The 21539-nt window shown below is 59.4% G+C and carries 16 protein-coding genes; 13 read left to right on the forward strand and 3 right to left on the reverse strand.

The annotated features are described in order from the left end of the window. Nucleotides 1–84: 84 nt before the first annotated feature. The 7 genes from MUN23_RS13935 to MUN23_RS13965 all read left to right on the forward strand — a co-directional run bounded on the left by MUN23_RS13935 (nt 85) and on the right by MUN23_RS13965 (nt 8068). Nucleotides 85–1254, forward strand: a complete 1170-nt coding sequence (locus MUN23_RS13935; RefSeq protein ID WP_248759110.1) for a glycosyltransferase family 4 protein — start codon at nt 85–87, stop codon at nt 1252–1254. Nucleotides 1255–1383: 129 nt separating this feature from the next. Continuing rightward, complete coding sequence (locus MUN23_RS13940) at nt 1384–2655, forward strand: lipopolysaccharide biosynthesis protein (protein WP_248759112.1); 1272 nt, start codon at nt 1384–1386, stop codon at nt 2653–2655. Next, a complete protein-coding gene (locus tag MUN23_RS13945) occupies nt 2652–3908 on the forward strand; it encodes an O-antigen ligase (protein ID WP_248759114.1) in 1257 nt (418 codons plus the stop codon). The genes MUN23_RS13940 and MUN23_RS13945 overlap by 4 nt, the downstream gene beginning before the upstream one ends. Nucleotides 3909–4038: 130 nt before the next feature. Further along, on the forward strand, nt 4039–5328 hold the full coding sequence (locus MUN23_RS13950; RefSeq protein ID WP_248759116.1) for a nucleotide sugar dehydrogenase: 1290 nt from the start codon (nt 4039–4041) through the stop codon (nt 5326–5328). 57 nt (nt 5329–5385) lie between these two features. Further along, nucleotides 5386–5985 carry an acyltransferase gene (locus tag MUN23_RS13955; RefSeq protein WP_248759118.1) on the forward strand — a complete coding sequence of 200 codons (600 nt, stop codon included), beginning with the start codon at nt 5386–5388 and terminating at the stop codon, nt 5983–5985. Next, a complete protein-coding gene (locus MUN23_RS13960) occupies nt 5982–7073 on the forward strand; it encodes a DegT/DnrJ/EryC1/StrS aminotransferase family protein (protein WP_248759120.1) in 1092 nt (363 codons plus the stop codon). The genes MUN23_RS13955 and MUN23_RS13960 overlap by 4 nt, the downstream gene beginning before the upstream one ends. Beyond that, nucleotides 7073–8068, forward strand: coding sequence for a Gfo/Idh/MocA family protein (locus MUN23_RS13965; RefSeq protein WP_248759121.1), 996 nt, complete (start codon nt 7073–7075; stop codon nt 8066–8068). Before MUN23_RS13960 ends, MUN23_RS13965 begins: the two co-directional genes overlap by 1 nt. Before the next feature lie 464 nt (nt 8069–8532). On the opposite strand, the gene istB is transcribed toward MUN23_RS13965, so the two are convergent. Next, nucleotides 8533–9291, reverse strand: a complete 759-nt coding sequence (istB, locus tag MUN23_RS13970; protein WP_248759122.1) for an IS21-like element helper ATPase IstB — start codon at nt 9289–9291, stop codon at nt 8533–8535. Continuing rightward, nucleotides 9288–10532, reverse strand: a complete 1245-nt coding sequence (istA, locus tag MUN23_RS13975) for an IS21 family transposase (RefSeq protein WP_248759123.1) — start codon at nt 10530–10532, stop codon at nt 9288–9290. The genes istB and istA overlap by 4 nt, the downstream gene beginning before the upstream one ends. A gap of 216 nt (nt 10533–10748) precedes the next feature. Here istA and MUN23_RS13980 point away from each other — a divergent pair, with 216 nt between their 5' ends. Continuing rightward, nucleotides 10749–12134 carry an ISL3 family transposase gene (locus tag MUN23_RS13980; protein WP_371875910.1) on the forward strand — a complete coding sequence of 462 codons (1386 nt, stop codon included), beginning with the start codon at nt 10749–10751 and terminating at the stop codon, nt 12132–12134. 171 nt (nt 12135–12305) lie between these two features. Here the strand turns inward: MUN23_RS13980 and MUN23_RS13985 are convergent, their stop codons facing one another. Continuing rightward, nucleotides 12306–13838 (reverse strand): hypothetical protein, encoded by a 1533-nt coding sequence (locus tag MUN23_RS13985; protein WP_248759124.1) that lies wholly within the window; start codon nt 13836–13838, stop codon nt 12306–12308. A gap of 1240 nt (nt 13839–15078) precedes the next feature. Here MUN23_RS13985 and MUN23_RS23660 point away from each other — a divergent pair. From MUN23_RS23660 to MUN23_RS14010, 5 genes are all read left to right on the forward strand, one after another. Next, entirely contained in the window at nt 15079–15354 is a 276-nt protein-coding gene (locus tag MUN23_RS23660) for a 2-oxo acid dehydrogenase subunit E2 (RefSeq protein WP_371875911.1), read from the forward strand. A gap of 270 nt (nt 15355–15624) precedes the next feature. After that, nucleotides 15625–17517 (forward strand): glutamine--fructose-6-phosphate transaminase (isomerizing), encoded by a 1893-nt coding sequence (glmS, locus tag MUN23_RS13995; protein ID WP_248759130.1) that lies wholly within the window; start codon nt 15625–15627, stop codon nt 17515–17517. Between the two features lie 827 nt (nt 17518–18344). Next, nucleotides 18345–19184, forward strand: a complete 840-nt coding sequence (locus MUN23_RS14000; RefSeq protein ID WP_371875912.1) for an SGNH/GDSL hydrolase family protein — start codon at nt 18345–18347, stop codon at nt 19182–19184. 134 nt (nt 19185–19318) lie between these two features. Then, complete coding sequence (locus tag MUN23_RS14005) at nt 19319–20491, forward strand: acyltransferase (protein WP_248759133.1); 1173 nt, start codon at nt 19319–19321, stop codon at nt 20489–20491. A gap of 176 nt (nt 20492–20667) precedes the next feature. Then, nucleotides 20668–21501, forward strand: a complete 834-nt coding sequence (locus MUN23_RS14010; protein WP_371876040.1) for an SGNH/GDSL hydrolase family protein — start codon at nt 20668–20670, stop codon at nt 21499–21501. Nucleotides 21502–21539 lie beyond the last annotated feature (38 nt).

The following is a 21539-nucleotide window of genomic DNA, read 5'->3' on the forward strand; positions in this document are numbered from 1 at the left end:
TGGCATTTAGAAATGAGACTATTCATGCGTCGAGACTCTACGACAGATTCAGTGGGACCCGATTCGGCATCTAGGGTCCTTGTCTTGAATCAATTCGCCGTCCCTGAAGGAAGCCCGGGGGGAACCCGTCATGTTGAGATGTTTTCCTTGCTTTCGCATTGGGAGTCGATTTTCGTCGTAGGCGACAGCAACTACTTTTCGGGCGGTGCCATTGAGACGGACGATGCGCGTTTCCGAATTATTAAGACGCGATCCAAAGGAAAGAGCCCATTACGCCGTGCCTTGGGGTGGGTAGAATTTAGTGCCAAAGCGATTATTGAATGTTTCGATGGGCGTCGCGTTGACATCGTTTACGCTTCATCACCCCATTTATTGGCTCCTGTTGCTGGTTGGGTTGTTGCGAAGTTTAAACGCGCTCGACTGATCGTTGAAATTCGAGATCTGTGGCCGGAGTCGTTCGTTGCATTGGGTGCAATAAGACGAGGCGGAATCACGTACAGGGCGCTGCGCATACTGGAAAAATGGATATATCGACGCGCTGACTGGATAGTCGGCGTCAGCGAACGTTGGCGACCCTATTTTGAGGAGAACGCACCGGGAAAGGGCTATTCGTCCATTCCTAATGGTACGGACGTGACGGCCTTTGACGCGGCTGTGCCTTACGAGGGTGTGATTGGATCAGGCCATGAGGCAACTTCCGGTCTCAAGTTTGTTTTTGCCGGATCGCATGGTCCAAAAGATGGGCTCGATCTGCTATTGGACGTAGTTGCGGACTTTCCAGATGACGTATTTGTCCTTATTGGTGACGGCACGGACAAAGCGAAAATTACGGCACGAGTTGAAAGTGAGCGGCTCACCAACGTCCTACTACTACCTCCGGTAACCAAGTCAGAGCTGCCACGCTATCTCAAACTGATGGACGTCGGACTGCATTTGGTCTCGGACTGGGATGTCTTCAAGAAGGGTATGAGCCCCAACAAACTTCACGACTACCTGGGTTCGGGTCTACCTGTTGTTAGTAACGCGGAGGGGGAACCCCATGTCATTCTGAATGAGTCCGGTGCTGGATTCGGGGTTGCCCCGCTGGAAATAGCATCGGGGCTCAGACTCATGAAGGAGCTCGCCGCAGAGGAACGAGCCGCAATGGGCAAACGAGGCAGGTCCTGGATGCTCGAGAATCGTTCGCGGACTATAGTCGCGAAAACGCTTGAGGACTTGCTTAACACTGTCGCGGGCAAACCTTCTCGTGGATGAAGATCGTGTCCTGAGGGTAGCTGTTCGGGCTCGTATGCGTAGTGAATATGGGCCGGCCGTGGTGGTCCCAAGTGCGAAAGCTTCCGCGGTGCTGTTCGGTGCAGAACGGGTCGTGCCCGTGGTGCGTGGATGAAGGTTTTCCGGCGCCTTTCATCACTGAAGTTACCGTTCATGCTCCTTATTGCGCAGGTAACGATCGCGTTTGGGGGCCTCCTCGCTAACGTGCTGAGTGCCCGGGGCCTGGGTGCAGAGGGTAGAGGACAACTGGCGCTGTATCTTCAGGTGACTTATGTAGTGGGAACGCTCGTGATACTGGGGCGCGACAGATCGTTCCCTGCCGTGATATCCGAGCAACGTGGATTAGCTGCGGGTACGAATGATTTCGCACGTCTGCTTGGTCTCCCATGCCTTCTGGCGTTGGCGATTTGCGCTGTTACTTCGGGATTTTTGGCAAACCAAGGGATGGTGCATATTGTATGGCTTGCGGCAGCACTGTGGCTGGTCGTTATTGGCAACATACTTACGTCAGCAACGCGCTCAGTTTCAATAGCTAGCGGTGAGGGGCGGGGGTACGCAATTGGTATGGGGGTCTCCCAAATCGTCTTATTGGGTATTTTCCTCCTATTTTTTGTTTTGGGAATTGATGAGTCTACATTATGGTTTTCTGCCTACGGCGTAGCGCTTGCGGTTCCGTTTATCAGCGTATCCCTTGCTCGGGGCTTAGGAACGAATGTCCTCGGACGAACAGCTCGTCAGATGAGGAGAATTAGGAGACTGGGTTTCACACTAGTTCCTTCTTCAACAGCGGAAATTATCACAGCCCGACTTGATCGTCTGCTTATTCCGATTTTTGCAGGCTATTCCGCACTCGGCTACTATGCAGTCATAGCAACGTTCACGGAGTTAATTATCTGGCCAATTCGACACTATATTGATAGTAATGTCCCCAAGTGGGCAGCTGAGGCCAGCAATGGGGCTGTGCTCAAAGTTAGGCGCGCAGTTTTGATCGTTTTTGGACTCTCCATGTGTTTGAGTCTAATTGTTGGAGTGGCGATTTGGCTGCTGGTCCCAGTGCTATTCGGCACTGAGTTCCTGGCGTCACGTGAACTCATTCTGCCGTTAGTTCTTGGATCTGGAACCTACGGTCTTTCTCGGTTGGCTGTCGGTATTGCCACTGCAAGGGGCGCAAGTAAGCACGTGAACGTCATCAATATCTTCGGCATGATGGCATCTGTGGTTCTCTACCTATGCCTGATTCCTGCCGGGGGTGCGGTTGGGGCGGCATGGGCAAGTTTCGGGGCCTATTTCTTGGCTTCCTGCGCTGGCGCAGTGTATCTCGCAAAATCTAACGCCAAGGTAATGAGTGTTGGCGGCATTCGGGAATTGGAGGATCCGAAGTGACCAATGGAGTTCAGATCCGTTCAGTTGTCGTTCACCGCCAAGAGATCCTTGGTGGGATCACCGCCGCCGTTTCTTACCTATGTGTACTCTCCGGTAATTTCTTGGTTCCCCTATTTGGTGTGAAGCTTGAGATACGAGTTTTTCTCGCCGTCGTAAGCTGGCTGCTTTGGCTTCTTTGGCGCTGCACCAGCCAGCAACTCAATTTACGTTACGTCTTTAGCGCATATTCCTGGGTTTTATGGGGCAGCCTTTGTTTCATGTTTTTGAGCGCACTAACAGGTCCAGGTTTAGAGAACTCACAGGAACTGCTTGTGGGATTCGTGGTGATAGCATCTAGTGTTTCTATTATTGTAGACATTCTCAGTTCCTACCCATCGATGATTAAACATATCTTTCTCGTGCTTATTATTGTTGGCTATTGTTATGCTGTGGCGGGTATATTTTCCGGCCCTGGGTTGCAGGGTCGCTATTCAGCATTCGGTGGCGGCCCCAATGTTTTCGGTCGTATTGTTGGGTTCTCTCTAGTTGCTCTCATCGTGCATGTGACGTTGTATAAGAAATATTGGCTTCTCTTTTCTTTGCCGCTGCCACTAATGGCGCTCGTCCTTAGTGGAAGCCGCGGCGCCATGTTGTCGGCCGGAATTGCAGCCGCCGTTGTAGGTATCTTGCTTCTTAGGAGCTACAAATTTCCCCAACTGTTTATGATCTTGATCGTGCTGATGGTTCTTTTCGTTATTATGATCAACTTTGCTCCAAGTTCTGTCGCAGATATTTTTAGGCAGCGAATCATTGAACAGACCTTGGGCCAAGGATATGACTCAGGCCGATCAGAACTGTACGATGTGGCGTGGGCGATGTTCGCAGGTAGTCCTATATTTGGTGTAGGCGTCGGCGGTTATTTTGCATTATTCGGTTCAACGACTTCTTCAGGATTCGAGTATGCCCATAATATTGTGCTGCAAATATTGGCGGAGACAGGCGTTGTTGGCTTTGTCGTTGTTTTGCTTCCAATGTTCTTGATCGTAGCAAGATCTTTGATTCGACCGCCTCAAAGCATTGAATCGACTGGCGCATTGGGGCTTGGATTGCTGATTATAGTTTCTTCTATGTTTTCTGGCGGGTATTATGATTTCCGATATGCGTGGCTTTTTGTGGGTGTCCTCTGGGTGTGTCAAAGCATTGAGTCAAAAAATGATTTTCGCCAACTCGGGAAGATGAACGTAATACGGAGCCGCGGCAGCACTGAGATTTAAGCTTTTCGATGCCATTAATACAGGTTTTGCATCCCGTGTTGTTGGCTAACCGGTGTTACCGTCAGGAATATATCATGCTGACTCTTTGGTAATTGGCCCCAGAGTCTAATAGAGAAAAGGCATAAGAATCGTGAAGATCGCTGTAATTGCGTTGGGGAAAATCGGATTGCCGCTGGCGGTCCAATTCGCGTCGAAAGGCCATGATGTCGTCGGCGTAGACGTGAATCGGCAAGTGGTCGACCTTGTAAATGCTGGCATCGAGCCGTTTCCTGGTGAATCGCATCTGCAGGAGAACCTATCTGAAGTCGTTGTCGCGGGCAGGCTTCGCGCCACCTGCGATTTCGCGGAAGCTGTGCCGGGGGCAGACGCAGTGGTACTCGTGGTGCCCTTGTTCGTTGACGCTGATGCAAAGCCGGACTTCGGGTGGATGGACAGCGCAACGGCAGATCTAGCTAGGAATTTGACACCCGGGACTCTCGTGTCTTATGAAACCACCCTCCCGGTGGGGACTACTCGCTCCCGTTGGAAGCCCGCACTTGAGGCCGGTTCCGGCCTAATTGAGGGCGTGGATTTTCACCTTGTCTTTTCCCCGGAGCGCGTCCTCACCGGTCGAGTATTTGAAGATCTGCGCAAGTACCCGAAGCTCGTCGGAGGCTTGTCCGAAGCGGGTGCTGCGAAGGCCATTGAGTTCTACGAATCCGTGTTGGACTTCGACGAGCGTGCAGACCTCGACAGGCCGAACGGTGTCTGGGACCTCGGGTCCGCAGAAGCATCCGAGCTGGCCAAGCTGGCCGAGACGACCTATCGCGACGTTAATATCGGGTTGGCTAACCAGTTTGCGCGTTTCGCCGCCGAGACAGGCATTGACATATACCATGTCATTGAAGCTTCCAACTCTCAGCCCTACAGCCATATCCACCAACCCGGTATCGCCGTTGGTGGCCATTGCATCCCGGTGTACCCGCGCCTCTACCTCTGGAATGATCCGGAAGCGACAGTAGTTCGGGCCGCGCGCGCTGCCAATGCCAGCATGCCCGAATACACGGTAGGCCTCCTTGAAGGTGCATATGGTGCTCTTGCAGGCGCCCGAGTCGTCGTCCTGGGTGCTGCCTATCGGGGCGGAGTAAAGGAGACTGCTTTTTCCGGCGTCTTTGATACGGTGCTTTCGCTCGAGAAGCGCGGCGCCGAGGTATTGGTGCATGATCCGTTGTACACGGATGCAGAATTGGAGAAGCTCGGATTTGCAGCGTATCACTTCGGTGAACCCATTGATGCTGCTGTCGTTCAGGCAGACCACACTGAATACCGGAAACTGTCGTCTGCAGAATTACCGGGCATTAAGGCGTTCATCGACGGCCGCAAAGTGAGTTCTCCTGATCGATGGGACGGGGCCATTTATCGAGTCATTGGAAAGGCCTGACACTGTTTTTCTGCCGACGTCCTGGTGGGCCGCGGCACTCTCGAGAGGAACCAAAGTATGACTACGACCATAGCTGCGAGTGCTGACGTTTCGGATCAGGCCATACTCGGCGAAGGCACAAAGGTCTGGCACCTTGCCCAGGTTCGCGAACAGGCCAACCTTGGCAATAACTGCATTGTAGGCCGTGGCGCCTACATCGGCACCGGCGTACGGATCGGTGAGAATACCAAGATCCAAAACTACGCGCTGGTCTACGAGCCGGCCGAGCTGGGCAAAGGTGTATTTATTGGCCCGGGCGTGGTACTCACCAATGACACGTACCCGCGTTCGGTTAGTCCTGACGGCTCGCTCAAGAGCGCCTGCGACTGGGCGCCTGTCGGTGTAACCATCGAGGATGGAGCTTCGATCGGTGCGCGCGCTGTGTGCGTCGCCCCTTTAAGGGTAGGGCGCTGGGCAACGGTCGCGGCCGGCGCTGTCGTCACTAAGGACGTGCCCGCTTTCGCACTTGTCGCGGGAGTTCCCGCACGCCGCCTCGGATGGGTAGGCAAGGCCGGGGAACCGCTGTTGCTGAAGGACACCTTCTGGGTGTGTCCGGCCACCGGAGCCAAGTACATAGAAGATGGAATTTCGTTGAAAGAATTCGAGGAGAACGAATGAGCTACGACTTTATCCCAGCCGCAAAACCGATCATCGGCGACGCTGAACGGGCCGCAGTGGACGCTGTTCTGGCCACGGGAATGCTCGCTCAAGGCACCCAGGTGGCCGAATTCGAGAAGGAGTTCTCTGACGTTCTCCTGGACGGCCGCGCCTCCGTCGCTGTGAATTCCGGCACTTCTGGATTGCATCTGGGCCTTCTTGCCTCAGGCGTCGGCGCGGGCGATGAAGTCATCGTCCCCTCCTTTACCTTTGCTGCAACCGGAAATTCCGTTGCGCTAACCGGGGCCACCCCCGTGTTTGCCGACATCGAACTGGACCACTACTCCCTGGACGTTGAACACGTGGCCTCCCTGATAACGGACAGGACCAAGGGCATCATGCCCGTCCACCTTTACGGCCATCCGTTCGACGTCGCAGGCTTCACTAAGCTAGCTGAAGAGCGCGGCATCGACCTCTACGAAGACGCCGCCCAAGCCCACGGCGCCAGCTTCAATGGACAGAAGGTGGGAACGTTCGGGAAGTTCGCGATGTTCAGCCTTTACCCGACAAAGAACATGACGTCCGGTGAGGGCGGCATGGTCTCCACCCCGGACGTAACTGTGGAGCGAAACCTGCGGCTACTGCGAAACCAGGGCATGCAAAAACAGTATGAAAATGAACTCGTAGGTTTCAATGCCAGGATGACAGACGTGCATGCCTCCATTGGACGCGTGCAGCTCAAGAAGGTTCTCGGCTGGACGGAACAACGCCAGCACAATGCCGCATTCCTTACGGAAAATCTGGAAGGCGTCGGCACGCCCAAGGTCGCGGAAGGGGCATCCCACGTATATCACCAGTACACGATCCGCATTTCTGAGGATCGCGATGGGCTGGCCAAGGCCCTGCGGGACGAATACAACATCGGTTCCGGTGTCTACTATCCAGTCCCTAATCATCGTCTTCCGTCCTTCGATGGCACCGTGGACCTACCTAACACCGAAACCGCAGCCATGGAAGTTCTGTCGCTACCGGTCCACCCGTCATTAGGGCAGGCCGACCTTGAACGCATCGTCATAGCGGTCAACAAGCTCGCCCGGGCAGGCGCCTGATGGGAAATCTTCGCGTTGGCCTGATCGGGCTGGGAATGATGGGCCGTCACCATGCCCGCGTGATCCGAGAGATAGATGGAGTTGATCTGGTAGCGGTCGCGGATTCCTACGGGGATCCTCACGGAGTTGCCGGACATCTGAATGTGCTGTCCTCAGTTGAGGAACTCATCGCCGCCGGCATCGACATGGCAGTCGTTGCCGTACCCACCGGACTGCATGAAGAAGTCGGGCTCGCCCTCGCCGATGCTGGCGTTCACACGCTGGTTGAGAAGCCGATCGCCTCTAGCGCCGAGGCAGGGCAGCGGATGGTTGACGCTTTTGCGGCCAAGGGACTCGTCGGAGCTGTCGGCCACATCGAGCGGTTCAATCCCGCCCTGCAGTCACTGCGCAAAAGGATTGAAGCCGGTGAGCTCGGCGATGTTTACCAGATTGCAACACGACGTCAGGGGCCGTTCCCTGCCCGGATCGCCGACGTTGGCGTTGTCAAGGATCTTGGCACTCACGACATCGACCTCACCGCCTGGCTGGCCCAAAGTAGGTTTGAAAGTATCTTTGCCCGCACTACGACGCGAAGTGGACGTCCACACGAAGACATGGTGGCGGCTACCGGTCAGTTGAGCAGTGGGATTATCACTAATCATCTTGTCAACTGGCTTTCGCCGATGAAAGAAAGGCTAACAATCGCCACAGGTGAAAAGGGTGCATTTGTCGCAGATACAATCACCGCGGACTTGACTTTCTTCGAGAACGGCACGGTGGCTACCGAATGGGAGTCCATGGCTGCGTTCCGTGGGGTGTCCGAGGGCAATGTCACGCGTCTGGCCATAGCCAAGCCTGAGCCATTACGCACAGAACACGAAGCGTTCCGCGATGCAGTCCTTGGAATCCGTAATGACGTCGTTACGATGCAGGAAGGGCTCGATACCCTTCGTGTTGCTGAAGCCGTGCTTGAATCCGCGACTCTCAGGAAGATCGTGAACATTGCCATCGCCTGATTACGAGTTCGCATTCTTGCTCGTGTAGAAGCAGAATAATTGGGAATGAACCTGTCGAATTCAGTCGGGCCTTGCCCCGTTATCAGTCCAGCTTCTACGCGAAAGCTAGTTTGGTTTTTCGATCAGTTTTCGCAGTTGCGTTTCGGCGTCAACCGGCCAGCGATCCGTGGGACCGCACGTGATTGCAGATAGCTTTCCGCTCCTCGGCCAAATATCTGAATTGCCACTGCCGGGGTGGCCGCCAGCGCCGTGCGCGTGTACTTGTCGATGGCGTGAAGAACCGGACGTGCTGTCTGCCCGATGCGCTTGGAGCGTTTCGAGACACCTCGGTCTCCGCGCTGGCCTACCAGTTCGGAGTTTCCTGGCACACGGCGTGGGACGCCATCAAGGCGGCTCTTCTGTTAACGCCAACCGAAAATGGGGCCATTAGTGCCAATTGAAAACGGGGCCACGAGGTTGTGGTTCTATTGTGCCGTACTGGCGTCGGGTTGGTGTTTTTTGAGCCGGTAGCTGTTGCCTTTGAGGCTGATGACCTCGGCGTGGTGGACGATCCGGTCGATCATGGCCGAGGCGATGGTCAGGTCTCCGAAGACGTCACCCCAGCGGGCAAACGGGAGGTTCGACGTCAGGATCATGGACGCATGTTCGTAGCGGCTGGAGACGAGCTGGAAGAACAGGTTCGCCGCGTCCTGATCGAACGGGATATAGCCGACTTCGTCGACCAGCAGCAGGCTATAACGGCGGAGTTTGACCAGTTCCTGGGCGAGTTTCCCGCGGGAGTGCGCCTCCTGGAGCCGGGCGACCCAGCCGGTGGCGGAGTCGAAGAGAACCCGGTGCCCGGCCTTGGCTGCCTTGATGCCAATGCCGACCGCGAGATGGGTTTTGCCCGTGCCGGGAGGTCCGAGCAGGACCACGTTTTTGGCCTCAGAGAGGAACACCCCGGTGCCCAGATGCGCGATGAGGTTCCGGTCCGCGGAGGGCTGATGGTCGAAGTTGAACTCTTCGAGATCCTTGTGGGCCGGGAACCTCGCGGCCTTGATCCGCGTCGCCGCTCCCGAGGCTTCGCGTTCGGAGACTTCCCGGGAGAGGACAGCGGCCAAGTACTCCTCATGGGACCAGCCGGCGTCCCTGGCCTGGTCCCCGAGCCGGCGGAACCCATCACTGATCCGCGGTGCGCGCAGGGCCCGGGCGTAGTACTCGATCTGTGACGGTGTCCCGCTCATGAGGCCACCTCCAGAAGGGGCGCCGGCTGCTGGCCGAGGTCGATGCCGAAGATCTCGTCGTAGGCGGCCAGATCCCGCACCTCCACGACTTCCTCGGGTTCGGGGCGGTGGACTCTTTGGGTCCGGAAGTCCCGGCGCATCACCGCCGCGCGGGCCACGTGGACAGGATCAGTCAGGACCAGATGCCGGGCCCACGCCCGGACGTGGGTGGCGATGATGACACCGTCATGGGTGACCCAGACGGTGTCCAGATCAGCGACGACGTCCACGATGCGCCCGATGAATGACGGGTCCACGGAATAGTCGTTGGAGAACACCCGCACGTAGTAATCCCGCGGGAGCCGCACCGCGTTGCGGAACACCGCCTCCGGGGACACCGGCGGCAGCTCCCGCATCCTCTCCCGGTCCAGGACGATCAGCTCGTCCGGGCGGCCGTGGCGGGACCGTGAATACCGGTGATTGGCCTTGGGCAGCCAGTCCTCCAGCTGGCCGTTGAAGTCCGCCGGGGAGCGAAAGTCCCGGCCCGGCATGAAGCGTTGCCGGAAGAACCTGTTCATCCGCTCGACCATGCCCTTGGACTCCGGATCCCGCGGCGGAAGCAGCTTGATCTCCAATCCCAAAGACCCGGCGAACGCGGCCACCGGCTCCGTCGGTTTGCGCCTGCCAATGCCGGACTCGTTGTCCCACAACAGCCGCGACGGAACCGCCTGCGCGTCCTGCAGCAGAGTCCACATTCCGCCCAGAAGGTCCGGCGTCGTCCGCGAAGGCAGCATCCGTGCCTGGATGAATCCCGAGAACGCTGAAGTCATCACCAGCACCGGGGGCGTGTCGTTCTGGCCCTCACCGACGGGCAGCGGCTCGTGCGGGAACCAGAGATCGCACTGGACCTGGAACCCCGGCTCGTGGACCAGGCGGTCGGCCGGGTCAGGCGGCGCGTATTCGGGCCGGATCGCGGCGACCTTCGCCCGGAACAGTGACGCGGAACCGGACCAGCCCACCCGCTCCGCCAGCGTCGCGGCCGGCATCGTCGGCGTTTTCACCAGCAGCTCACGCACCCTGGGAGCAAACGCATCAAAACTCGATACTCCGGCCGCCCGCTGATACTTCGGTGCCCGGTCCGACTCCAGCGCACGCTCCACCGTTCCGCGGGAAACCCCCACGATTCTGCCGATCTCACGCTTCGAGTGCTTGCCTGTCGAAAACAGGTGGCGTATCTCCGCCCAATCATCCAAATTGATCACCTTCCATAATGGTCGGTGGCCCTGTTTTCAAATGGCAGAAGTGGTCCTGTTTTCGGTTGGCGTTAACACTCTTCAAGGTTCCCGGGGAAATAGGTTCGTGTTGTAGTTAGCAGAGGACTCGTGGTCCTGCTGGGATGAGTGTTACTACGCATTCAACCTGAACAGGAACCACGAGCCTTGTTAGAGCCTACTGGGGCTGGCCATGACGCTGCCAGCTTGATCTTCAACCTGCCCGATTACCGAGTCGCCGGCATCGTCCTGCTCCCGGGCGGGATCCGCCACGTCACCGTGGAGTCCACGTTCCCGCCGGGCTGCCCGAGCTGCGGAGTGATCGCTTCGCGGGTCAAGGAGCGCCGCTGCCAGAAGCTGCGTGACATTCCGGTCGCCGGCGCGGTAGTGCTCCTCTGGGACAAGCGGCGCTGGTTCTGTGACGAGTATTTGTGTGAGCGGAAATCGTTTTGCGAAGCGACACCCCAGGTCCCGCGGCGGGCACGATCTACACGCAGGCTCCGGGAGACGCTGGTGGACGCGGTCATCGATTCCGGTCGTGCTGTGTCCGAGACAGCCCTGGCGTTCGGGATCTCGTGGTGGCTGGTCCAGCAGGTCATCGGGGATGCCGCTCTCCGCCTTCCGGACGTTGACCTCCTGGCGCCGAGGATGCTGGGTATCGATGAACACCGGTACCGGTCCGTGCGGTTCTTCCAGGACCCTGCCACGAAGGCGTGGACCCGGTACGAGCCGTGGATGACCACGATCGTTGATCTGGACACCGGCCAGGTCCTGGGCATCGTGGACGGACGGGACCACAAGGGCGTCGGCGACTGGCTCTTCGCCCGGCCCCTGGAGTGGCGGCTCGGCGTGCAGGTCGTCGCGATCGACCCGTCAGCGGCGTTCCGGAAAGCGCTGCGTATGTGGCTGCCGCGCACGGCGGTCTCGGTGGATCTGTTCCACATGACCATGTTGGCCAACGACATGCTCACCACGGTCCGGCAGGGACTGTCTCAGCAGGTTCGGGGCCGGCGGGGCAGGGCCACGGACCCGGCGTGGGCGAACCGAATGCTGCTGCTGAAAGCGGACGAGCGCCTCTCAGAACGCGGCCGGCACCGGCTGGCCGGCGTGTTCTCCGCCGATGATCCCACTGGAAGCCTCCAAGCCGCCTGGCAGGTCAAAGAACAGCTACGCACCCTGCTGAACACCAGCTCCCTCGAGGACGCGGGTGCGGCCAAGAACGCGCTTGCTGACCTCCTCGCACGCGCCGCAATGCCGGAAACCAACAGGCTTTACCGGACCGTGTGCCGCGCGAGGCTATCGAAATCCGGACAACTACAAATCGCGTATCCTCTTGAGAAGTGCGGCCCGAATGGCAGCATGAGCATTCATCTCAGCAGACCATTCCCCGGGAACCGTGAAGAGCCGGGATGGGACATGAAACGGTGGCGCTACCGGCTCTTCGCCACCGCCGGGAAACTCATCACCAGGGCCGGGCGGACCCGGCTGCTGATCCCTGACAAAGCCCCGGAAACCGGCACGATCACCACACTCTTGGCCGCCATCGCCGGGCTAAATACCGGCCTCCGACATCGGGTCCGACTCCCGGCCTGAGAACTGCGCCCGGCCACCCCAACAACGACCAGCACGACCAATCGGAGACGTGGAACCCCACGCCAACCAGTGACAACCGGCCCCGCGAGCGCGCCCAAAACCAAAAAATCAGTCCGGATGAGGATCAAACCGGGATCCGGCAGCCAACCCAACCCCCATGAAAAATCGAGGCTAGATCGCCAATAACTTGACCTCGTCGAAAGCCACGTTGCCAGTATTGGCGTCCGGAAAGCGGGAGACGCGCAGCATCAGGTTGTTGCATGTTTTGGGAATGCAGAAAGGGACTCTAATCTTTGTCCAGCCTTGTCCAGGCTTGAGCGTGATTCGTTTGTCTATGACGAACGCTGGAGTGCTGCCCGAGTTGTCCATGAGATAAAAGCGGACGGTTCCAGAGCCTACAGCGTCTGGTTGCTTCACCCATGCTTCCACTCCGAAAGCTGCACCTTTGATGCCAGCTTCGCTTGTGTAGGTGTAGGGCTGGTACAAATAGTTTGCGCCGGACGTTGCCGCGAATTGAAGGAAGTTGGTTCCACTGTGGCCTCCCGTCGTTTCGACGGTGACGCCAGTTGCATTGTTGGCTGTCCATTTTCCGTGGACACTGCCAGCTGGAGTGATGCCGTCGAAGTCAGACTGAAGAAGCAGGTTCATGCGGTTGGTGCTGGAAGGATCAGCAAACGCAAGGCCTGATGGCGTCAGAACCTCAAGAACGCCGGCGTCCCTCTTTGCTGCGACATAGTCCACAACGGCAGTGAAGGTGGCCACGGTCATGTAGCCGGGCATCCCGATGTACTTCGGGTGGAACATTAACTCCACACCGCCTGCGTAGTCAACTGCAAAATCGACGTTGGCTTTGGCCTGTGCCAACGTCATTGTGTCTAAGGTGGCGTGCCCCAGCATGAAACAACCATCTGTAGGAAGGCGGCGGCGGGCTCCCTCTGCACCCCGGTCAATTTCAATCAGACCGTAGTTGGCGAGGAACATCTGTCCGTTAGGTGAGCCCATCTGCTCGATAGTCGTGAAGTTGCCCGAGTAGTTGGGGTCGAGTACTCCGGTGACGCCAGGCATTTGGAATCCCATTACCCGTAGGTTTTGCGCTTCAAGGTCGATGCGCGGCTGGACGATCTCGCCGTAGGCCGACAGCCCGCCTGTGGTTCCGTACGGCGTGGGGTCTTTGTGAGTGGCGGAGTGGGACCAGATCTCGCAACCCTCGTAGTGCATCTTGCGCAACTCATCCCAAGTTGTGAGTGTTGGCTCGACGTCCAGGCGATTTCCGATGGCACCGGTCACAACACCCAGCCCGCAGGACATCCCACGGTCTCGTAGGATCGGCCATGTCGTCGAGCGGTGCTGGTCTAGCATGTGGTCAACACGGAACGCAACGACGCCCTTGCCGCCCGTGCCGATGACGCCGCCTTTTGCGCGTTTTGCGTCGAGATAGCGGCCATGGTGAATACCGTTGTTACCCGGCCCAAGCGGCGCGAAGGCAACTCCTCCCACGTCAAGGATGGTGGCAGACAAGTTAGGGACTTGCTCCGCCGAGATCACACTTGGGGCAGCGTTGGCGACCTTCGCCTGGCCCGCCGAAAGTGAGGAAATTCCGGTGAACGCAGTTACCAGAGTTCCAAGAGTGAGAAGGCGGCGGCGTCTGACTCCCGCGTTGGCTTCGGGCGATGGATGTTCGTTCTTCCCACGCTTGTTAGTCATGACTGTTCCGCCAAGCAAGTGAGCTATTGACGCGGAGCAGTCCTGTTTCAATTATCAATATCCAGCCTCTCAAACTCATGCATTGCCGCCTCTTGAAGCAATTTGTTTTGAACTTCCATGAACCCTCGTGGAGGCGACGCGTTTCTCAGTGCGGTCTGCTTTGGGCTAAAGCCGGAAATACTTTCCGGCCGGACTTCGACTGCCAATCACCGCGATCCCTTCAGATAGGAAGACAGTGCGGGAGGTGGATTCGGTCTCCGTAGAATCCCAAATCCGGGCCCTCCCCTGGAGCCTGAATTTGGCCCCCTTTCGGCGCGTGGCATTCACGTGAATTTCATGGTTCAGTGCGTCGTATTATTTTTTTGCCCTAAAACGATCAAGTGACAGCTTCGGCGGAAATCGCAAAAATTGAGACTTTGTTCTCCTTGTTCGAAGTGCTGCCGTTTACTCGTAGATTGAGCCTATGAAGGCTGCATGCTGGTTTGCCTCAAGGTTTGATCAAGGAATGGACAAAATTTGAGCAAGTGCTGCTCATCGGCTGCAACTGTAGGGATCCCATGCCCGTGGGGTGCCACGAATCCTGTTAAGCCAACAAGAATATGGGCCAGCGACCATTATGGATGGTGATCAATTTGGATGATTGGGCGGAGATGCGCCACCCGTTTCGACGGGTAAGCACTCGAAGCGTGAGATCGGCAGGATCGTGACGTTTCCCTCGGAAGGGTGGATCGGGTGCTGGAGTCGGACCGGGTGCGGAAGTATCAGCGGGCTGCGGGTGTGTCGAGTTTTGATGTGTTTGCTTCCAGGGTCGGGAGTTGTTGGTGAAGGCGCCGACGATGCCGGCCGCGACGCTCGCGGAGCGGGTGGCCTGGTCCGGTTCCGCGTCTTTGTTCATCCAGGCCCGGATGCTGCCGTCGCGGACGACGCCGGATCTTCTGGGTGGAATGTGGACTCTGCTGCAGGACACACAGGCGGTTCCGGCCCCGCTGTTGGGGGACAACGAGTCCGGCATCGGCAGGGGCCGAACCACGGGGTCGGTCGCCGCGTTCGCCGGTCCCTGGGCCTGGAGATCAAACTGCTTCCGCCGGGGATTGAAACTGCCGCCGACGGCTCGCAGACGATGGTCGCGTTCGACGGTATCAAACTTGGATTCACGGCCCAGCAGGCGACGGGCTGATGTTTCCTTCCATCGGCGGGCCAATAAGCTAAGTGCCCGTGAGCGGATAGGGAGATCCGCCGAATGACGGATCTCGCTCGTGAAGGTAAAGCCACGCCGACAGTGCTTGGGGCGGCCGCGATCATCAACCGCCCCGAATTGGCGATTGTTGGTGGAGGCCGGATCATTAACAGGTTGGCGGCGGGTGGGGAACTTGCGGTCCGCAAGGTTACCGAACTGACGCTCACCTTCGATCACATTGTCTGCGATGGTGGCACAGCGGCCGGATTCCGTCGGGTTCGTTGCCGACGCGATGGAATCCCCGGGATCAGTGTTAGCCGACATGTAATACTACGATGAGGTCCGGCGGAATTTCTGGCCCCCAGTGATATACAGGTGGAGTGAAGATTTCGTTGCCTCGGGGGGAAGGCGATGGTCCGCTGGACTGTCCCCACCAGTTCGTCGGTACCTGCCGATCGTGCCAAGGTGCAGAGGTTCGTCGATTACAGTGCCCGCCAAGTCTGCTGATGTCGGCGAAATTGCCGGCGGAGTCCGATAAGTCGACACGGTTCACGTCGTGATCTGTATCCAAATTCGGGCTGTGGCCCACAAAACGGTAGCGTTTTGTCCATGTGTGGAATCGTTGGATATGTGGGCCATTCTGCTGGCCGTGTGAATGCCGGTCACAGTGCGTTGGATGTAGTCCTTGAGGGATTGCGCCGTCTGGAGTACCGGGGTTACGACTCCGCGGGGGTTGCGGTGGTCTCGCAAGGTGCCATCGAGTCCCGGAAGAAGTCCGGCAAGTTGAGCAACCTCCTCGCCGAGCTGGAGGAGCGTCCGCTGCCGGAGACGTTCACCGGGATTGGGCACACCCGTTGGGCCACGCACGGCGGTCCCACGGACCAGAACGCGCACCCGCACCTGTCCGACGGCGGCAAGCTGGCCCTGATCCACAACGGCATCATCGAGAACTTCGCCGAGCTCAAGCTGGAGCTCGTGGCCAAGGGCTACGCGTTCGAGTCCGAGACGGACACCGAGGTCGCGGCCGTGCTGCTGGGTGATATCTTCCGCAACAAGCTTCACGGCGACACGTCCGACGGCGGCCTGACGAAGGCCATGCAGCTCGCCTGCCAGCGCCTTGAGGGTGCTTTCACGCTGCTGGCGGTCCACGCGGACCAGCCGGATGTTGTGGTTGCCGCCCGCCGTAACTCACCTTTGGTGGTGGGCCTGGGCGAGGGCGAGAACTTCCTGGGCTCGGACGTGTCCGGGTTCATCGATTACACCCGCCGTGCGGTGGAGCTGGGCCAGGACCAGATTGTCACCATCACCGCCGACACGGTGGAGATCACGGACTTCTATGGCGCCCCGGCCGAGGGCAAGGAATACCACGTGGACTGGGATCCGGAATCGGCGGAAAAGGGCGGCTTCCCGTCCTTCATGGAGAAGGAAATCCATGACCAGCCCGACGCCGTGCTGCAGACCCTGCTGGGCCGCTCGGACGTCAACGGCAAGCTGACCCTGGATGAGCTCCGCATTGACCCGCAGCTGCTCAAGAACGTTGACAAGATCATTGTGCTGGCCTGCGGGACATCCGCGTATGCCGGGCAGGTGGCCAAGTACGCCATTGAGCACTGGTGCCGGATCGCCACCGAGGTGGAGCTCTCCCACGAGTTCCGGTACCGGGACCCGATCGTGGACGAGAACACCCTGATCGTTTCGATCTCCCAGTCCGGGGAGACCATGGATACCCTGATGGCTGTCCGTTACGCCAAGGAACAGGGCGCCAAGACGGTGTCGATCTGCAACACCAACGGCTCCACGATCCCGCGTGAATCCGATGCCGTGCTGTACACGCACGCCGGCCCGGAAATCGCCGTGGCTTCCACGAAGGCGTTCCTGGCGCAGATCACGGCGGCGTATCTGCTGGGCCTGTACCTGGCGCAGCTGCGGGGGAACAAGTTCCAGGGTGAGATCAAGGACATCCTGGCGGACCTGAACAAGATCCCGGCGAAGATCCAGCGGATCCTGGACAACGAGGCGCAGATCAAGGAACTCGGCGTGTCCATGGCGGAGGCGAAGTCTGTGCTGTTCCTGGGCCGCCACGTCGGCTTCCCGGTGGCCATGGAAGGTGCGCTGAAGCTCAAGGAGCTCGCCTACATCCACGCCGAGGGCTTCGCTGCCGGTGAGCTCAAGCACGGCCCGATCGCGCTGATCGAGGAGGGCCAGCCCGTGTTTGTGGTGGTCCCGTCCCCGCGCGGCCGCGACTCGCTGCACGCCAAGGTGGTCTCGAACATCCAGGAAGTCCGGGCGCGCGGCGCCAAGACCATTGTGATCGCCGAAGAGGGCGACGAGGCCGTGAAGGCCTACGCCGAGCACGTCTTCTACATCCCGGAAACCCCCGTGCTGCTGGCCCCGCTGCTCAGCACGGTCCCGCTGCAGATCTTCGCCCTGGCCCTCGCCTCGGCCAAGGGCTACGACGTGGACCAGCCCCGCAACCTCGCCAAGAGCGTCACCGTAGAGTAACCGCCGGCCGGTCGTTGGGGGAGTTGAGCGGCCTGTTTCAGGTACGTTCTAGTGCTACCTGAGTAGGTGATTGACCTTGCCCACTGAAATGCAGGTAATCAGTACTCGTGGCCTGGGCATATGGTGTGGATTATGTTCGGCACATGGGCGGAATGCGAGTGAGAAGCACATCCGGAAGTCTCACCTCGGGCGGATCGTAATGGACAACAAGACGAGGCTTCAAGTAGGACTTTTTGGCGTGAAGGATGGTGTTGTCTGGGTTGCTGACGATGTGTTCGTGACCCGGTGGGCTGAAGATGTCCTGGTTGAAAGGTGGACAGGGACCCGGCTCGTCGCGGTCCTGGTCCGCCGAGGCGGGGTCGGAATGATGCAAACCATCTGGATGAAGTTGAATGCGGTTGCCATTGACGCGGGCTGGACTTCTACCGCTCCTTCAACGCGAAGGTAACGCGCCACTCCGGAAGCTCGATGACCTCCCTGACGCTGCCGATGGCCAGATTTTCGTTGGGTAGCATGCACGTGTTCGTCGGCTTTGCGTTGCCGAGCAATGCCAGCGCCTCGACCAGGCGGCTTGGAGGCCGAAGGCTGCGAGAAGTGGCTGAAGTCCTCGGAAGCGGCCTGCCTGTCCGCAGCATCGGCCCGCGTTGTCGCTGAAGTGAGCCGTGAAGACCGCGGTGACCTGTTCGGTCACTATCGGGTCGTTGCTTGCAACCGGGAACTGGTCGCAGTACTCCAACTAGGGTTGTGCAGCTCGGTGCAAATGTCGACTGGAAAGACTCAGCCTCTACCCGGGCGCGGAAGGGCTTGGGCAATCCCGGGCCGGTATTATGTGCTGGGTGACGAGAAATGGTGCGGGACTCAACGTGACCAAGCAGGAGTGGATCAAGTACGGTGCACTTTTTCTGTTGGCCGTAGTTGCCTTCGGCGTAGCAGGTATCGCTCTGACGAATCCGCGCGGCGCAGGCGAAGCCAGCAACACGGTGACGGTAACCCCGGCGGCGGCCACGGCGACTGCCAGTGCGCCCCCTGCACCCACGCCCACAGCTACTGCAACGGCCCAACGGTTGGGAATCCAGCTTCCCGCCGACCCCGTCGTCCTTATTCTGGGTGATTCGTACACTGCCGGTGACGGCGCGGACCGGCCAGACCAGGGATGGGCCTACCTTGTTGCCGGCTCGCTCGGATATCCCACGAACATCGACGGTGTGGGCGGAACCGGCTTCGCGTGGGGCGGCGGCGCACAGGACAACCAGGCTCTTGAGTACGAAGTTCGGCTGCAGAGAATCGCTGAGAACCCCGTCTTCGTCCCCAACGTCCTCATCCTTCAAGGCGGACAGAACGACTCTCTCATCAACAATCCTGATGAAATCCAAACCGCCACGGCGCGGACCATTGAGTCGGCCCGCAGGTTCTGGCCGGGCGTCCAGGTAGTAGTACTTGGCCCATCCGCCCCACAACCGCTCGCGGAGGAACTGCGTAGTGCGAACAGCGCAGTCCGCGCTGGGGCCGCAGCCGCTAAGGCTCCGTTCATCGACGCCAGCGATGCTGGCTGGTTCACAAGTGCCAACAGCCCAGAGTTCGATTTTGACGGCTCCCACGTGAACACCGCCGGCCACAATCACATTGCTGAGAAGTTCCTGGAGTCTTGGGTCACGCTGATCCAATGAGCTAGGTTCGGGCCCAGACGGGCGCGGTTCGTGCTCTCGCATCCAGCTGGCGCCCAGCCTTCAGTCAGCTGAGCATATGGAACCTTATCTATGCTCGATGAGTGATTTTTCGGCCAAGTACGCGACTCCCGACCATGGTGGAACGCCCGCCGGCCCCCGGTTCCGGATTGATGTCCGGGCGGCAGCACGCACTCGATGGCCTGCGCACCGTCGCGGTGATCGGCGTCTTTCTCTTCCACACCGTCACCGGGTTCGCCCCCGGTGGATCCATTGGCGTGGACGTATTCTTCACGCTCAGCGGCTTTGTGATCACTCTCCTGATCATGAAGGAGTACCGCTCCACGGGCAAGCTGCGGCTTGGCGTTTTCTACGCCAAACGGCTCGCCCGGCTCTGGCCGGCGCTGCTGGTTCTTTGTGCTGTCGTGGTTATGGTCGGCCTGATCTTTCCGTCGTCGGGGTGGGGCGGTCAGGAAGCCGATGCCATTCCGGCGGCTGGCTACCTGATGAACCTGTCCAACTTCGGAGCCTTCGGTTCCTCAACCGGCGGCGGTGCGCTGAGCCCAACCTGGACGCTCGCCGTCGAGGAGCAGTTCTACCTGGTCTGGCCAGTGCTCCTTCTGCTGATGCTGAGGTTCTGGAAGGTCCGCACGGTCGCCTGGATAACGGCCGTCCTGGCGGCGGGGTTCCTGGTTTCACGCTTCTTCCTGGTCTCCGGCGGGGCATCGCTGGCCCGGATTTACAACGGACCGGATACACGGGCCGACGAGTTGCTGCTGGGGTGCGCCGTGGCCCTGGTGTTGTCGTGCATCAGCCCAGGCTCGCGGCTCCACGGCTCGCTGCAGGCCGGTGTGCGCCGGTTCGGTCCGCTAGCGGGGCTCGCCCTGGTGCTGGCCGTGTTCATGCTCAAAGAGCCCACCGAACCCAGTGCCTGGTTTGATATCTTCTGGACCGCCGGTCCAACTGCCTTGGCAATACTGGCCGGGCTGGCCATCGGGTGGCTTGTCCTGCTGCCAGAAGGCCTCGTCTCAAAGATCCTGGGCCACCGCTGGCTTTCCCGCCCTGGCCGGGACCTGTCCTACGGGATGTACCTTTGGCACTTGCCGATCTTTATCCTGCTCATTCCTCTCGTCCCATCACTGGCCGTCCGCGTACCGCTGACGGCAATCCTGACAGTGCTGATGGCTTACCTGTCCTTCCGATTTGTGGAAACACCCATCCGCCGCTGGGCATCCAGAAGGTTGGACCCCGCCGTCGTCCGTCCCGCTCCGGAGCCCGTCCGGGAACTGGAGCTCGCCGGACGGACCTAGGCTCCTTCGCGCCGAGACGACGGTCTGGAGCCTGAGCACGACCGAGGAGGCCAGCACCACCGTCGGGATTGGGCACTTTGGTGACCAGGCCGTCGTCGACCATTGCCCGGGCCTGTGCCGAGACGGATCACCTCTTACCTGAACAAACTGAGTTTCTCCGCGACGACGCCGGTATGATGTGCCGGGTGACGGGAAACGGTGGTGGACTTAACCTGACCAAGCAGGAATGGATCAAGTACGGAGCACTCTTTCTGCTGGCCGTCGTTGCCTTCGGGGTAGCAGGAATCGCCCTGACGAATCCGCGCGGCCCAGGCGAAGCCGTCAGCCCTGTGACGGCAAGCTCTCCGGTGGCCACGCCGACTGCTACGGCAACCCAGGCACCTACAGCCACCGCAACGGCTCAACGGCTGAAAATTCAGCTTCCCGCCCAGCCCGTCCTCCTGATTCTTGGCGATTCGTACACTGCCGGTGTGGGCGCGGAACTGCCAGACCAGGGGTGGGCGTACGTTGTTGCCAACGCACTCGGATACCCCACCAACATCGACGGTGAGGGCGGAACCGGCTTCGCGTGGGGCGGTGGTCCGCAGGACAGCGCGGCCCGTGAGTACGAGGTCCGGTTGCGGGAAGCCGCTGCGGATCCGCGCTTCGTCCCCAACGTCCTCATACTGCAAGGCGGCCAGAACGACGCCCTGGCCACCAGCCCTGATGAAATCCAATCCGCCACGGCGCAGACCATCGAGGCGGCCCGCAGGTTGTGGCCCGGCGTCCAGGTAGTGGTTCTTGGGCCCTCGGCCCCCCAGCCGTTAGCGGAGGAACTGCAAGGTGCGAACAGCGCCGTCCGCGCCGGGGCCGCAGCCGCTGGTGCTCCGTTCATCGACGCCTACGGGGCCGGCTGGTTCACGGGTGCCAACAGCCCGGGATTCGACTTTGACGGTGCGCACCCGAACACCGCCGGCCACGCGCATCTTGCTGAGAAGTTCCTGGAGTCCTGGGCCACGCTGATTCAGTAAGCCGCCTCCCGCGGACGCGGCGATGCCTCGGACACCAT

Origin of the sequence: Pseudarthrobacter sp. SSS035, from assembly GCF_023273875.1 — a bacterium.
In the GTDB taxonomy this organism is placed as follows: Bacteria; Actinomycetota; Actinomycetes; order Actinomycetales; family Micrococcaceae; genus Arthrobacter.